The organism is Bifidobacterium sp. LH_512, from assembly GCF_056356435.1.
In genome coordinates this window covers 15,432-29,806 of sequence record NZ_JBKEUE010000001.1, presented here as the reverse complement: position 1 = coordinate 29,806, position 14,375 = coordinate 15,432, and the positions used below count along the sequence as shown (strand labels likewise).

Here is a 14,375-nt window from a genome sequence, read left to right as displayed (position 1 = left end):
GAATCACGGTTGCGGCACTCGAGATAGGCAGTGTTTGCGAGCCTGTGCGACTACTCGAAGTCGGCACCGAGGGCGGCAAGCTTGCCGCGGAAGTCGGCGTAACCACGGTCAATCAGCGAAATGCCGCGCACGTTGGACGGGCCTTCGGCCGCCAGCGCTGCAATCAGATGGCTGAAGCCGCCGCGCAAATCCGGCACATCGATATCCTGGCCAGTCAGCGGGGTCGGCCCGAATATGACGGCCGAATGCTTGTAGTTGCGCTGCTGGAAGCGGCAGGGCAACGAGCCCAGGCATTCGCGGTACAGCTGCACGGTCGCGCCCATCTGCACCAACGGCTTGGTGAAGCCGAAACGATTCTCATATACGGTTTCGTGCACGATGGATAGGCCTTTGGCCTGGGTCAGCGCCACGACAAGCGGCTGCTGCCAGTCGGTCATGAAGCCCGGATGCACGTCGGTCTCGATGGCGACCGGCTTCAGGTCCCCGCCCGGATGCCAGAATCGGATGCCCTTGTCGGTGATGTCGAATTCGCCGCCGATCTTGCGGAACACATTGAGGAACGTCATCATTTCCGGCTGGGTGGCGCCCTTGACGAAGATGTCGCCATGCGTGGCGAGCGCTGCGGACGCCCATGATGCGGCTTCGATGCGGTCGGTCAGGGAGGTGTGCGTGTAGCCTTTGAGCTCCTTGACGCCTTCGATACGGAAGGTGCGGTCGACGTCCACGGAGATGATGGCACCCATCTTCTGCAGGACGGCGACCAGATCCATGATTTCCGGTTCGGTCGCGGCACCGGAAAGTTCGGTTTTTCCGTCGGCCAGCACGGCTGCCAGCAGCGTCTGTTCGGTGGCGCCGACGGACGGATACGGCAGATGGATCTTCGCGCCTTTCAGACCGTTCGGCGCGGTGATATGGATGCCGTCCTTGTGCTCCTTGTCGACGTTCGCGCCAAGCTTGCGCAGCGTTTCCAGATGGAAGTCGATCGGACGGCCGCCGATGTTGCACCCGCCGAGCGCCGGAATGAACGCTTCGCCAAGGCGATGCAGCAGCGGACCGGAGAACAGAATCGGAATACGCGACGAGCCGGACAGTGTGTCCACATCAGCCACGTCGGCAAGCTGCACGTTGGCGGCGTCAATCGTCACAACGCCCTTGTCGCCATCAACGTTAACGTCGACGCCGTGCAAGCGCAGCAGGTCGGATACGACGTGCACGTCGCGGATTTCCGGCACGTTCTTCAGCACGCTGGTACCAGGGGCGAGCAGCGCCGCCACCATGGCCTTGCTCACGAAATTCTTTGCGCCGCGCACCTTGATGATGCCATTGAGCGGCTTGCCTCCGACGACGTGCAGCACGTCTTCGTTGTGTTCTGCCACACTTACCTCTTTCATCTCTTGCAGGGGCACCCGTCTTCTCACAACGTGCCGCCCAAAGTCTCATTCTTACAGCGGATTACACACTATGCATCATAGTGCCACAGGGCTTGTAGCGGCCTCGTGAAAATATGCGCCTTTTAGCGCTCCGCTTTAATGCGCTGCGCCAAATGGGCGTCCCACATTGCGCCGGTTGCAGACATCACCGCATCCGCGCCGATTTCGCGGTATGCGCGATAGTCAGCGGGTTTGACGACGCCGCCGACGCCGACGATGGCGAAATCAAGGCCAAGCTTGTCGCGTACCGCCGCAAGGCGTCCGACCATGTTGAGGCCTGCGCCGCGGATCGCTTCGCCGCAGACTCCGCTGCGGTCACGGCCTGCGTCCGGCAGCGCCTGATTGCCGTTGGCGTCGACGAGTTTCGCGGAAATGGTGTTGATGGTGGCGAAGCCTTGCACGGTGCCGCGTGCTGCGGTTTCGCGTACCATGGTTTCCAGCGCTTCGTCGGATGGGATATACGCAAGTTTGACGATGAGTGGACGGTCACCGATCTCGTTTTTCACCGCTTCGGTGATGCGGCCGACGAGCTGAGGATTGTGGCAGAGCAGCCGATTGTGGCCTTCGTTGGGACAGCTGGTGTTCATTTCCATGAGCCGCCCACCGGTCTCGCATACCAGACGCGCGGTGGTGACATGGTCGGCGATGTAGTCGTCGTCGCTCATGCCTTCCACACGGGATCCCTGGAAGCTGGGAACAAGCAGTTGGCCGGGACCGGCCTGTGCGATGGCATCGCGCATATCGGGCTGCCATTCGTCGGGATCGCGTGAAGGCACGCCGAAGGAGTTGGAGATGGAAACGGGCTGTTCGTAGTTGGTGTCGGCCAGCACGCCTTCGTCGAGTTCAGCGCTGCCGGGGGTCAACGAGCCGTCTGCGCTGCGCGGATGTACGGCGAGCACATTCGGGAAAGCATTACAGCCCCATGCGCGTGAGCGCACGGTTTTGTACACGGCCAGGTCGAAGCCCATACGGAACGCCGCAGTGGTGTATTTGGAGTTGAGCAGCGGGCCTGCCGGAATGCCGAAGGGCAGGTTCACGTCGAAACCGAGAAAACGCTCCCCCTCCATATTGCTTCCGGTTTCGGCGGCATTGCCACCGGTCTCGACTGCAAGCGCCTGTGCGAATGCGCCGAACGGCCCCTGCGAATAATTGTCTTCATATGTACGGTTGACGTCGTAGAACGGCTCGAATTCCTGGCTCATCTGCTCTCCCAATTGGTAGTACGCGTTGTTTACCACCCTATCAGTCAGTACCTAGATAGCCCGTTCGCCCGACACCCCGAACAACGCCGCCGCCCGAAACGATACCGTTCGGAAAGATACCAACATCGCCTCCCAACCGGATGCCCTCGCCGTAACCGGTGCTTCTCCGACAAATTCAGTGGGTGCTTTTTGCCTTCGGTGGGTACTCAATGCGCAAGACCGCGCCAGCGGCACATAAGGAAATACAAGGAATTTCGGTCCTGCTGCTCGACAAGCGCCACGATTCGGGCACCCACCGAAAACAAAAAGCACCCACCGAACACGACCGCTGCCGAAATCAGTCTTCCAAAAGACTTCACACGCTACAATCGGAGCCATGCATTCGGAGCCATGCATGCAGCGTGCGGATACATGGCAGATGCGACGCGGATATGCAGCACGCACGCATGACATGAACGAGGTCGCGCGGCAGAACGGCGATGACGCCTTATGGAAGGAAGCCCATGTCCTACAACGAAAATCTGCAGTGGCGGCCATTGCCGGAACACGTGCGCAGCGTGTGGATGGTGAATCAGGCGATCATCACCGCCTGCGTGCTGGCCGGATGCGCCGCCGCCGTACTGATCTGCGTGGCCTGCAACTGGTGGGGGTTCGCGCAAGGGCTCGTAATCGCGCTGGTCACAGCAGCGGCCGTCGTGGACTGTGCCACACAGCCGTTACAGACGAAATATGCGTATGCGTTCAGCCGTTTCGCGATAGATCGACATTGCCTGCATATTCATAAAGGCTGGCTGTTTCGTAAAAGCACGACGATTCCGTTCAATCGTGTGCAGCATGTCGACACGAAGCAGGGCCCTGTGTTGCGGCATTTCAATCTGACGGGCGTTATCGTGCACACTGCGGTCGGTGAGCATGAGATCGAAGCGTTGGAAACGGATGAGGCGGAGCGGGTCGTGGCGTTGATCGCCGATCTCGTCGCGCAATCGAAGGAGGATCTGTGACTGGCACGGACCGCATGGGATGTCGGCGGCTGCACCCTGCCGGCATGATTGTCGCTTTGATTGCATCGGTGAAAACGACGGTTGGCATAGTCGTGCCATGGGCAGTGGCGTTCGCCGTGGTTCGTGATAAGACCGGCGCTCCTTCATGGGTGTTGGCGTTGCTGGCCGTCCTTGTGGTCGCCGCAGTGATCGTGCAGCCGGTGGTGAAGTGGTTGACGACGCGGTATCGCCTTGACGATGATGGCCTGACGTTTACCACGGGCCTGCTGTTTCATAAGCATCGCACGATTGGCTATGCGCATATGCATGCGATTGACGCGACAAGCCCAATCTATTTGCAGGCCTTTCATGTGGTGTCGCTGACGGTGTCCGCGGGAGGTGTTGCCGATGCGAATATCGTGTTGGATGCCGTGCCGGCTGATATGCAGAATGAATTGGAGGCACGGCGGCATGCGGCGCAACAGACCGCGCACATCAATCAATCATCAAAAATTGCCGACGCGTCATCTGGATCCGCACGGGCTGCGGATACGGCAATCGCCACACGTGCAAGCGCCGCGAAAACAAACGCGGAAAGTGACGTAAGCATACTGCCGGCAGACCCCGCCAACGCCCCATCGCGACTGGTTTTCCGCGCTTCCCTCAGCGATATTCTGCTGTATGCGCTTACCGATTTGGGCATATTCGCCGCCGGCTTTGCCGTGTATGGCGTTGTGCAGCAAGCGGAGGAAGTCTTGCCGAAGCAGTGGATGCAGTCTGCAAGCGATTCGCTGTGGGGCTTTGTGGCGCATGGCGTGTTCGCGATTGCGGCATTGCTGGCGGTTGCTGTAATCGTTTTGGCCGCGGTTAGCATTGTGACGTCGCTGCTGCGGTTTTATGGTTTTGAGATTCGCCGTCAAAGCGATGATTTGCTGGTGACGCGCGGCCTGCTGACGCGGCGCACGACGACGATTCCTGTCGGACGCATCCAAAGCGTGACGATTCGCGGCAATATGCTGCGCCGCGCGTTGCACCTGTGCTCGGTTCAGGTTGGGCTAGGCGCTGCGCCTGGCGGCGAGGCCAATACGGACGCCAGCAGGACGAATATCATGCCGGTGATTGGTGACCGAAAAGTGTATGTGCTTTTGCATGATGCGCTGCCGGAGTGGGATATGCACGCACCTTCCGTGAAACATACGGGCCGCGGATTGCTGCGCTATTTTTTGTTCGCGCCGATTCTTGCACAAGGCATTGTTATTGCGGTCACATTGGTTGTTGTGCTGTTGACCGATATGCCTTGGTGGGTTCTGCTTGGCGAGATTATGGTCGCACCGTTCTGGCCGGCGCTGCGCGTATGTAGGTCGCGTACGGAAGGTTTCGCATTCCTGGATGGCAGCGAGACCGACGCCATCAAATCCGACGTAATCAAATCTGTCCGTGCAGCGGATTCCCCAAACAGCGACGGCACCGATCCTGCCGCGACCACTAGCGTACTGCCGCATCGCATTGCCGTTACCGGCGCTTACGGATGGACGTTCTTCACGATGTTTACGCGCCGTCAACGTGTGCAAAGCATCGAACGGCGTACGACGATATGGCGGGAAAAGCGCGGTGTCGAACGCATCGTCATGCCCCTGTTCGTCATGAACGGCATCCATGCAATCGGCTTGTACGCCGCCCGCCGCGACGATGCCGAAATGCTGGAACGCTGGGCCACCGATTTCGCCGAATCCCGCTGAACCGCGTCTCCGCGGCCTTATGCAAATTCAGGAACACAAGTCCTGCAAAATACGGAATAGAAGTCCCGTAAATTCAGGGATACGACAAAGAAATCAATAAGAAAGGCTGACGGAGCAAAGCACTCCGGCAGCCTTCTTTGTTTGATTGTTGATTAAGCCTTGACCTGAGTTTGATCGGCGTGAAATCAGCGGGCGCCGATTGGACCGGCCCAGTCGTCTTCTTCCGGTTCGCGGGCTGATTCGACCGTTTCTTCCGGCAGATGCTTGGCCGGGATGGTCTTCGGCTTGAACGGGAATCGTTCGGCGCGCATGCGCTCGTAGGCGGCGATGTCGTCTTCGTGCTGCAACGTCAGGTCGATGTCGTCGTAGCCGTTCCTCAAGCGCCAACGCACATAATCATTGACTTCGAACGGCAGCGTCACGTCACCGCAGGTGACGGTGCGCGATTCCAGATCGACCGTCATCTGGACGCCCGGCTCCTCTTCGAGCAGCTTCCACAGCAGTTCGACGGATTCCTGCGGCATGATTGCGGCCAATACACCGTTCTTGGCGGTGTTACCGTAGAAGATGTCAGCGAAACGCGGCGCGACGACGACGCGGAAACCGTAGTCGCGCAGTGCCCACACGGCGTGCTCGCGGGAGGAGCCGATGCCGAAATCAGGACCGGCGACCAGAATCTTACCGTCCGCGTATTCGGGACGGTTCAGCACAAAGTCAGGGTTGCGGCGCCACGCGTAGAACAATGCATCTTCGAAACCCGTTTTGGTGACGCGCTTCAGGAAAACAGCGGGAATGATCTGGTCCGTATCAACGTTGGAACGGCGAAGCGGTACGCCGGTTCCGGTGAGTGTGGTGAGTTTTTCCATTGTGGGCAAATCCTTTATGAATGACGTGCGTATTCGTGCTTACAGGTCGGCCGGGGAGCTGATGGTGCCGCGGATTGCCGTCGCCGCGGCCACGGCCGGCGACGCCAGATGCGTGCGGGATCCCTTGCCTTGGCGGCCTTCGAAATTACGGTTTGACGTGGAGATGGAGCGTTCGCCCGGCACGAGTTTGTCGGGATTCATGCCCAAGCACATCGAGCATCCGGCGTTGCGCCATTCCGCGCCGAAGTCCTTGAAGATCTTGTCAAGACCTTCGCGTTCCGCCTGCAGGCGGATGCGGGAGGACGCCGGCACGACGAGTACGCGGTGAATGGATTCGGCCTTGTGATGACCTTTCATGATCGCCGCGGCGGTACGCAAGTCTTCGATGCGGCCGTTCGTACAGGAGCCGATGAACACCGTGTCGACAGGAATGCTCTTGATTGGAGTGCCCGCTTCAAGGTCCATGTATTCAAGGGCGCGGGCGGCTGCGGCGCGCTGGGTCTCATCGTTGAAGCTTTCCGGATCGGGCACGCAGGCGGAAATCGGAGCACCCTGACCAGGGTTGGTGCCCCACGTCACGTACGGCTCCAAATCGGCGGCGTTCAACGTCACTTCCTTGTCAAAGACCGCATCATCATCGGTCTTCAACGTCTTCCAATATTCGACCGCCTTATCCCACATTTCACCTTCCGGCGCATGCGGACGGCCCTTCAGGTATTCGAAAGTCGTCTCATCGGGTGCGATCATGCCGGCGCGTGCACCAGCTTCAATCGACATATTGCAAATCGTCATGCGCGCATCCATCGAAAGCCTGCGAATCGCCTCGCCACGATACTCAATGACGTGGCCCTGGCCACCGCCGGTGCCGATTTTCGCGATGATCGCCAGAATGATGTCTTTTGCAGTGACGCCAGCCGGCAGTTCGCCTTCGATGTTGACGGACATCGTCTTGAACGGCTTCAGGCTCAGCGTCTGCGTGGCCATCACATGTTCGACTTCGGAGGTGCCGATGCCAAAGGCGAGCGCGCCGAACGCGCCATGCGTGGACGTGTGTGAGTCGCCGCAGACGATGGTCATGCCGGGCTGGGTCAGGCCTAGCACGGGGGCGAATGCGTGGACGATGCCCTGATCGGCGTCGCCAAGCGCGTGCAGACGCACGCCGAATTCGGCGCAATTGCGTTCCAATGTGGTCAGCTGCAGTGCGGAGGTCTCGTCGGGATTCGCGCAATCGATGTTGACGGTCGGGGTGTTATGGTCTTCCGTGGCGATCAGGCAGTCGAGATGACGCGGTTTGCGGCCGGCCAAGCGCAGGCCTTCGAATGCCTGCGGGCTGGTGACTTCATGCATCAGCATCAGATCGATGTACAGCAGGTCGGGCTCCCCTTCACCACCCTTGCGTACCAGATGATCGGCCCAGACCTTCTCGGCCAATGTCGTTCCCATGCGGGACCTCCTATTGTGATGTCTTCAGTGCATACGCGCTCATACTCGTCGGCGTGTTCTTCTGAGGTATAAGACTATGGTCCCGTTCGCATAATGAAGCCGACCATGCCGGTATATGAGATATGCCGTGATGCCCATACTCCTTTTGCACGACGGCCATATTTTGCATTTCACTATATGAGATGCAATAATGCGACTTATGACTTCCAACACGAACGACATCCCAGAGTCGGTAGACAACGTTCTCGACGATAATCCGTCAACCGCAAACACGCCAACCCCCAGCAACGAAATCCATTCCGGCGTCGGTGTGCTCGACAAAACCGTCAAGATTCTCGACGCCCTTGAATCCGGCCCGGCCACGCTCGGCCAGTTGGTTGCCGCCACCGGACTGGCTCGACCGACTGCACACCGACTCGCCATTGCACTGGAACGTCACCGTTTTGTTGTTCGAGACCAGCACGGACGCTTTGTGCTTGGCTCTCGCTTCGCCGAACTTGCCGCAGCAGCCGGCGAGGACCGTCTGCTTTCCGCGGCCGGCCCGATTCTGCAAACCCTTCTTGATCGGACCGGCGAATCCGCGCAGATTTACCGCCGTCAGGGCGATCAGCGCGTGTGCATTGCCGCCGTCGAACGCGCCAGCGGTCTGCGTGATTCCATTCCCGTAGGCGCCATGCTTTCCATGGAGGCCGGCTCCGCCGCACAGATTCTTCTCGCATGGGAAGATTCCGAGCGACTGCATCAGGGTCTGCGCCACGCCAAGTTCACGGCCGCCAAGCTGGCCGCCGTCCGCAAGCGCGGCTGGTCTGAATCCATCAACGAACGCGACGAGGGCGTGTGTTCTATCTCCGCGCCTATCCGCAACGCTTCCGGCCAGGTTATCGCCGCGATTTCAATCTCCGGCCCGAACGGCCGCATGGGCGCCAATCCAGGCCGTCGTTATGCTCCGCTCGTCATGGCCGCCGGCAAGTATTTGACCGACGCGCTGATCAAGGCCTCCGCCGGCCACTGATCGGCATCGGCCGACAACGCAACAAACGGCGCACAGACATATTTCAGGCTCCACAGATCGTATGCGGAGCCTTTTTGTAATCACCAGCAGCCATTCCGCCGTACACGTCACAGCACACACAATGTGTTCAGCAAGGCCCGGCCAATACACCTCGCACTTCAGGCTTCGCTCTCACACCTCGCGGAACGCACAATGTGTAAGTGTCACATACATAATGTGCCACCACCACCCACACAATGTGCGCAGCACCTCTTCCATACACACAATGTGCCCCGTTGCAACGCACAGTGTGCGCCATCCACACGCACAATGTGCGCTCAACCAGCCTCCAACGCACATTGTGCGTATGGCATATGCACAATGTGCGCGTGGATTACGGGAAACGCTCAACCTAACACAGCAATACAGCACCGCAACCCAACACAGCGCCACGCAGCCCATCCAATACTGCAGCGCCCATCTCAACCAGTCCGCCCCGGCACTTGGCCCCGCCTATACATCAGTGAAAAACGGCCAGCAATCGCCGCCACCAATTGGGCTTGTGCAGCAAGTCCATCCCTTCGCTTTCCAAGCGGGATTCGCTGGTCATACCGTATGCGTACGCCTTGCGGGAGCTGGGCTTGCCAATCAAATCACCGTATTCCAACAATTGCGTACGCGGCTCGAACGGATGGCGAATGTCAAATTCAAACAGGCGCGCCGCACGTTTCTCCGGCACAGGCCCGTACGATCCGAAACCGCAAGTCGGCGACGCGGCCAACATCACGCCATCCAACGTGCCAACAAACGCATTGCGATGATCGTGCGCGGCGACGACACCAAGGAAAGCACCATCTCGCAGAATCGCAAATTCACCGCTATCCGCATCCGGACAGCTGATGCCCTCTCCCAAATAGCTTCCCGGCTGAATCAGATCATCATTCAGCACAAAATGACGGCCTGCAAATTCGCGATATCCTTCGATCGCACGCGCCGCCGTCGACGGCACCTCCTTCAGTACATCGTAATATTGCGGCAACGGCAAATGCTGAAACACCAGCGACTGCACGCCCTTCCCCATCAATCCCGGCAGCATTTCCAAAAAACGCATTCCGCGGACCGACGGCGCCCCATATCCGCCGAAACGCGCGTAATCGCCCGAATCCAGCAAGGCCAAGCCCAGCACAACACGACGACGCTCGGCATCCATTACAGGAAGCGCCAACGTTCCAGGCTCGCACGGAAACACCTGCTGATCCGGTAGTCCGCTTGCCGGCATGGTACGTGGCATTCCCATTTGCGCGGCTGTCGATTCCGGATTCAAGCAGCCCGGGAATTCACGATAAATCGCATCCATTTCAGCATTGTCAAGGCCGCATTGGAAATCGTGATTGCCGTAAGTCACCGCCCACGGAATGCCGCGATCAATAAGAGGTTGTAAGAATTTTGCGATTGTGCCGCGTACTTTTTCGCGGGTGCGATCACGTTCGATTGCTGCGCGCTCTGCGGCTTGCGGCGTTGCGGCAGTCGCTGATTTTGGTTTCGTCGACCAGCGGCGCTTGCGGAAGGTCGAGGCATACGCTTGGTCGTAGCCTGCAATTTGATTGCCGGTAAAAACGACGATGTCGGGACGGGCCGCGTCGAGGGCCGCGTCGATTAATTTGATGGTGTCGCCGCTGACTTTCGGACCGTCTTGGATGTCAGCGAATTGCAGCACGCGGAATTTGCCGGAATTATGAAATTGCAGGCGGCCCAGTCGCGCGGAGACGGAAAGCGGTCGGGCGTCGAGGCCTCGGCTGCTGTGGCCCACAGCAGGCTGCTGCGCTGTGCTGGGACAGGCCGTGTTGGATTGATGCTGTAAATCGGTCATACGCCTACCTTACCTGCCTTCACACGCAATCGGACACGCGCCTCGCCTTAACCCTTTTCGCAACTGTGGCGAGTGGGGAAAATGGAGAAAACGCGTAAAACGACCATAAACACAGACAGCAACGAAGCCCATACTTGAAAAGTTTCATTCTGAAGCCCGATAATGAAACTTTTCAAGTACGGGCTAGGTGATTGTCTGTGTTTTTCGTCAGTATGCGAAGCCGATATGCAGGGGGCCGAGCAAAGCAGGACAGGCGACGCCGGACCAGATAGACTGGCGACGGAAAAACAAAAAACCCTCGCCGCAGCGAGGGTTATTGGCTGGGATGCCTGGACTCGAACCAAGAATGGCTGAACCAGAATCAGCTGTGTTGCCAATTACACCACATCCCAATTGGCAGGCGTTGCAGCTAAAACAGCTGCGGCGTCTTCGTACCCCCAACCGGATTTGAACCGGTGTTGGCGCCGTGAGAGGGCGTAGTCCTAGACCGCTAGACGATGGGGGCTTAAATTATCCGCTGCGCTTCCCGGAGTGAACCGCTTGGCGCAACAGATAATTAATATACGCGGCCATTCCACATGACGCAACTCTCGGCGTGTCACGTGTGTAAAAAACAACAGTAAAGGCGTGAAATCGCTGTAATTCCAACGATTTCACGCCTTTGCCATAAAGTCGCAGTGAAGGCACCGCACGGTGCCGAGTCATTTGCGATTTGCATATCATTACAATGTACATGCCTGCACTGCACGTTGTTCACGTCCTATATTGCTCACAACGTGCAGCAGCATCATTGCAGCGACGCCATCACGCCGCATCACGTCACAGATGTTCGCGCAGACCTTTCAGACGAGCCATGGAAATCTGCTTGCCGACGATTTCCATCGATTCGAACAGCGGCGGGGAAACGCGACGGCCGGACATGGCCACGCGCACCGGGCCGAAAGCCAAACGCGGCTTGTAGCCGCCTTCCTCAACGAGTGCCTTGTTCAGCGTCTCATGCAGGAAGTCGGTCTTCCAATCGGATTCAGCGACGCCTTCCAAAGTTTCAATGGCCTTGTCGAGCACTTCGCCAGCGGAATCCTTCAGCTGCTTGCGTGCATCATCTTCCGGCTCGATATATTCGGCCGTGCTCAACAGGGAGCCGACCATGCCGGCCACTTCGCCCAGCAGGCGCACACGTGGCTGCACCAGTTCGGCGGAAGCGCTCAGCACTTCGCGTTCGCGGTCGGTCAGTGCATCCCAGGAATCAGCGGAAACCACGCCGTCACGGTGCAGGTACGGCACAGAACGGTTCAGGAAGTCCTGCGGTTCGAGCATGCGAATGTGTTCGGCATTGATGGAGATGGCCTTGTCGATGTCGAAGCGGGCCGGGTTGGCCTTCACGTCACGCACGTCGAACTTTTCGACCATCTCTTCCATCGAGAACACGTCGCGGTCCGGCGCGATGGACCAGCCAAGCAGCGCCAGATAGTTGAGCAGGCCTTCACGAATGAAACCGTTCTCGCGATGCAGGAACAAATTGGATTCCGGATCACGCTTGGAAAGCTTCTTGTTGCCCTGGCCCATCACATACGGCATGTGGCCGAACACCGGCATTTCCTCAGCGATGCCCAATTCCATCAGATAACGATACAGCACGATCTGACGCGGGGTGGAGCTCAAGAGATCTTCGCCGCGCAGTACGACGTTCACGCGCATCATCGCGTCGTCGACCGGATTGGTCAGCGTGTACAGCGGGTCGCCGTTCGGGCGCACGATCACATAGTCCGGAACGGAACCGGCCTTGAATTCAATACGGCCGCGAATCAGATCGTCGAAGGCGATGTCTTCGTCGGGCATGCGAATACGCAGAGCCGGCTGGCGGCCTTCCGCACGGAATGCGGCCTTCTGTTCTTCGGTCAGATCGCGGTCGTAGCCGTCGTAGCCGAATTCCTTCGGACGGCCTGCGGCGATGTTGCGCGCTTCGATTTCAGCCGGAGTGGAAAAGGATTCATAAGCGTAGCCGGCTTCGAGCAGCTTGGCGGCGACATCCTTGTAGATGTCGGAACGCTGGGACTGGCGGTATGGGCCGTCCGGGCCGCCGACGTCGATGCCTTCATCCCAGTTGAGGCCCAGCCAACGCAGGGCGTCGAGAATCTGGTTGTAGCTTTCTTCGGAGTCGCGCTGTGCGTCGGTGTCTTCGATACGGAACACAAAAGCGCCGCCGGTGGCGCGGGCTTCGGCCCAGTTGAACAGGGCTGTGCGGACCATGCCCACATGCGGCGTGCCGGTCGGGGACGGGCAGAAGCGCACGCGAACATTTTCAGGAAGTTCAGGTTTGGTGTTTTCAGCTTCAGTCATAGGGTCCATTGTGCCGCGCAAACCGGACGTGCGATTCTTTACGAGACCATTCACCTGGCATTGCGAAAATTCCCAGCAAAGCATCACAGACTTTGAGACAATGACAAGTGCAGAACCGTCGCAAGAAAGCGAGAAAGAAATCCTCATGAGCGATCCGAATCTTCCCAAAACACCCAACGAGCAGAGCGATTCCCGCGGCGTTGCCGCAGACCGGAACCAATCACCCTCCGACACGCGTTTTGACGCGCAGCAAGATAACGTCCAACAGCCGCAGGACACCGTCCGGCAATACGACGACAGTCCCCAGCCATACGGCGCGCCACAGCACACCGCGCCGCAATACACCAACGCATCGCCATACGATCAGACCTCGCAATACGGGACTCCCCAATACGCCCAGTCTCAGTACGGGTCCCAACACTATGGCTCATGGCAGTACAGCACACAGCCTGGCGCTCCCCTGCCCCAAGGCACGGCCGCCTACGGCTATGGCATCAATCCGTCCATCGCACCCACATTGGACCAGCCGTATTATGGATGCCCGTTCCCGGAAGCCTGCAAGCGTTTCTTCTTCAAATACGCGACCTTCACCGGCCGCGCCTCACGGAGCGAGTTCTGGTGGGCCGTGCTCATGTATGAGCTCGTCGGCATTGCAATCGGCATTATCTTCTCATTCTTCTCGACCACGGCCGCCACTGCGGCATCCACGATCTGGCTGTTAGCCTGCATCGTTCCATTCATCGCCGTCGGCATCCGCCGGCTGCATGACGCCAACAGACCAGGCGTATGGATTCTGCTTCCGACCGTCTCCTATGCGGTGGCGGAATTGGTGAGCCTGCTATGGCTCATGCCGATCTTCAACAAGATCATGGCCATGTTCTCGCAACTGGAGGGCTCATACATGTCCATCTCCTCGCAGCAGCTGGAATATCTGGGCATACAGATCGTGCACGCCATCACGACGCCTCTGCTGCTGTCCGCGGTATTCGGGCTGGCCTTCCTGATTTCCGCAATCGTGTTGATGGTGGGACGCACGAATCCGGCCGGCGTACGCTTCGACGCACGAAGGCCCGCGACAGGCATGCCGATGAATGGCGCGACGGCATATCCGTCCGGAGACATGCAGAGCACCGCCTTCGGGCAGGCATCATATGCGCAACAGCAGTATGCGCAGCCTCAGTACAGCCAGCCGCAATACGGCAATCCGTATGAGGAGCAGACTGAGTATCGGCACGCCGCCGCGCAGCAACCGATGACGGCACCGCCCATGAACTCGCAGCCGACGTTCCCGCAAACGACTTCCCAGCAGTCCACGGCGCAGCCCGTCACCAATCCAGCCGACGAGGCCGCGGACGCAGCCGGTTCGGCCGCAACCGATCCCGCTGACCCCCGCAAGGATTCACAGCAGCCGGCGAATCCGTTCGATCCACGACCTGAACAGTGAATTCCGCCCCGGTATCGGACGCCAGGCGGCGCTGCAACGTGCATTGACAAAAATCACATAATGGCGGCGG

The 14,375-nt window shown here is 59.0% G+C and carries 10 protein-coding genes and 2 tRNA genes; 4 read left to right on the top strand and 8 right to left on the bottom strand.

Translation table 11 applies throughout. The features are described from left to right. Positions 1–50: 50 nt before the first annotated feature. Together murA and AC1AWD_RS00110 are read right to left on the bottom strand one after the other, a co-directional pair. Positions 51–1,391, bottom strand: coding sequence for a UDP-N-acetylglucosamine 1-carboxyvinyltransferase (gene murA / locus AC1AWD_RS00115; protein WP_476563061.1), 1,341 nt, complete (start codon positions 1,389–1,391; stop codon positions 51–53). Between the two features lie 122 nt (positions 1,392–1,513). Beyond that, positions 1,514–2,632: a diguanylate cyclase gene (locus tag AC1AWD_RS00110; RefSeq protein WP_476563059.1), complete on the bottom strand. Its 1,119-nt coding sequence runs from the start codon at positions 2,630–2,632 to the stop codon at positions 1,514–1,516. A gap of 503 nt (positions 2,633–3,135) precedes the next feature. On the opposite strand from AC1AWD_RS00110, the gene AC1AWD_RS00105 reads away from it, so the two are divergent. Continuing rightward, the gene (locus AC1AWD_RS00105; protein ID WP_476563058.1) at positions 3,136–3,633 is read left to right on the top strand and encodes a PH domain-containing protein; all 498 of its coding nucleotides are present in this window, start codon (positions 3,136–3,138) and stop codon (positions 3,631–3,633) included. Next, positions 3,630–5,351, top strand: a complete 1,722-nt coding sequence (locus AC1AWD_RS00100; RefSeq protein WP_476563057.1) for a PH domain-containing protein — start codon at positions 3,630–3,632, stop codon at positions 5,349–5,351. The genes AC1AWD_RS00105 and AC1AWD_RS00100 overlap by 4 nt, the downstream gene beginning before the upstream one ends. A 185-nt stretch (positions 5,352–5,536) precedes the next feature. On the opposite strand, the gene leuD is transcribed toward AC1AWD_RS00100, so the two are convergent. Continuing rightward, positions 5,537–6,217, bottom strand: a complete 681-nt coding sequence (gene leuD, locus AC1AWD_RS00095) for a 3-isopropylmalate dehydratase small subunit (RefSeq protein ID WP_476563055.1) — start codon at positions 6,215–6,217, stop codon at positions 5,537–5,539. A gap of 39 nt (positions 6,218–6,256) precedes the next feature. Further along, complete coding sequence (leuC, locus tag AC1AWD_RS00090) at positions 6,257–7,660, bottom strand: 3-isopropylmalate dehydratase large subunit (RefSeq protein WP_476563053.1); 1,404 nt, start codon at positions 7,658–7,660, stop codon at positions 6,257–6,259. Between the two features lie 199 nt (positions 7,661–7,859). On the opposite strand from leuC, the gene AC1AWD_RS00085 reads away from it, so the two are divergent. After that, a complete protein-coding gene (locus AC1AWD_RS00085) occupies positions 7,860–8,672 on the top strand; it encodes an IclR family transcriptional regulator (RefSeq protein WP_476563052.1) in 813 nt (270 codons plus the stop codon). A gap of 499 nt (positions 8,673–9,171) precedes the next feature. Here the strand turns inward: AC1AWD_RS00085 and AC1AWD_RS00080 are convergent, their stop codons facing one another. The 4 genes from AC1AWD_RS00080 to gltX form a co-directional block, all read right to left on the bottom strand. Beyond that, a complete protein-coding gene (locus AC1AWD_RS00080) occupies positions 9,172–10,521 on the bottom strand; it encodes a metallophosphoesterase (RefSeq protein ID WP_476563051.1) in 1,350 nt (449 codons plus the stop codon). Positions 10,522–10,838: 317 nt separating this feature from the next. Continuing rightward, positions 10,839–10,913 (bottom strand) — tRNA-Gln (locus AC1AWD_RS00075). Positions 10,914–10,953: 40 nt separating this feature from the next. Beyond that, positions 10,954–11,026: transfer RNA gene (locus AC1AWD_RS00070), tRNA-Glu, on the bottom strand. Positions 11,027–11,340: 314 nt separating this feature from the next. Next, complete coding sequence (gene gltX, locus AC1AWD_RS00065; RefSeq protein WP_476563050.1) at positions 11,341–12,861, bottom strand: glutamate--tRNA ligase; 1,521 nt, start codon at positions 12,859–12,861, stop codon at positions 11,341–11,343. Between the two features lie 100 nt (positions 12,862–12,961). Here gltX and AC1AWD_RS00060 point away from each other — a divergent pair, with 100 nt between their 5' ends. Continuing rightward, complete coding sequence (locus AC1AWD_RS00060; RefSeq protein WP_476563049.1) at positions 12,962–14,305, top strand: DUF805 domain-containing protein; 1,344 nt, start codon at positions 12,962–12,964, stop codon at positions 14,303–14,305. Positions 14,306–14,375: the final 70 nt, after the last annotated feature.

What these genes read in the sequence shown, in the direction of transcription:
- murA (WP_476563061.1), bottom strand. Translation starts at nt 1,391, where the DNA reads ATGAAAGAGGTAAGTGTGGCAGAACACAACGAAGACGTGCTGCACGTC.
- AC1AWD_RS00110 (WP_476563059.1), bottom strand. Translation starts at nt 2,632, where the DNA reads ATGAGCCAGGAATTCGAGCCGTTCTACGACGTCAACCGTACATATGAA.
- AC1AWD_RS00105 (WP_476563058.1), top strand. Translation starts at nt 3,136, where the DNA reads ATGTCCTACAACGAAAATCTGCAGTGGCGGCCATTGCCGGAACACGTG.
- leuD (WP_476563055.1), bottom strand. Translation starts at nt 6,217, where the DNA reads ATGGAAAAACTCACCACACTCACCGGAACCGGCGTACCGCTTCGCCGT.
- leuC (WP_476563053.1), bottom strand. Translation starts at nt 7,660, where the DNA reads ATGGGAACGACATTGGCCGAGAAGGTCTGGGCCGATCATCTGGTACGC.
- AC1AWD_RS00085 (WP_476563052.1), top strand. Translation starts at nt 7,860, where the DNA reads ATGACTTCCAACACGAACGACATCCCAGAGTCGGTAGACAACGTTCTC.
- AC1AWD_RS00080 (WP_476563051.1), bottom strand. Translation starts at nt 10,521, where the DNA reads ATGACCGATTTACAGCATCAATCCAACACGGCCTGTCCCAGCACAGCG.
- gltX (WP_476563050.1), bottom strand. Translation starts at nt 12,861, where the DNA reads ATGACTGAAGCTGAAAACACCAAACCTGAACTTCCTGAAAATGTTCGC.
- AC1AWD_RS00060 (WP_476563049.1), top strand. Translation starts at nt 12,962, where the DNA reads ATGACAAGTGCAGAACCGTCGCAAGAAAGCGAGAAAGAAATCCTCATG.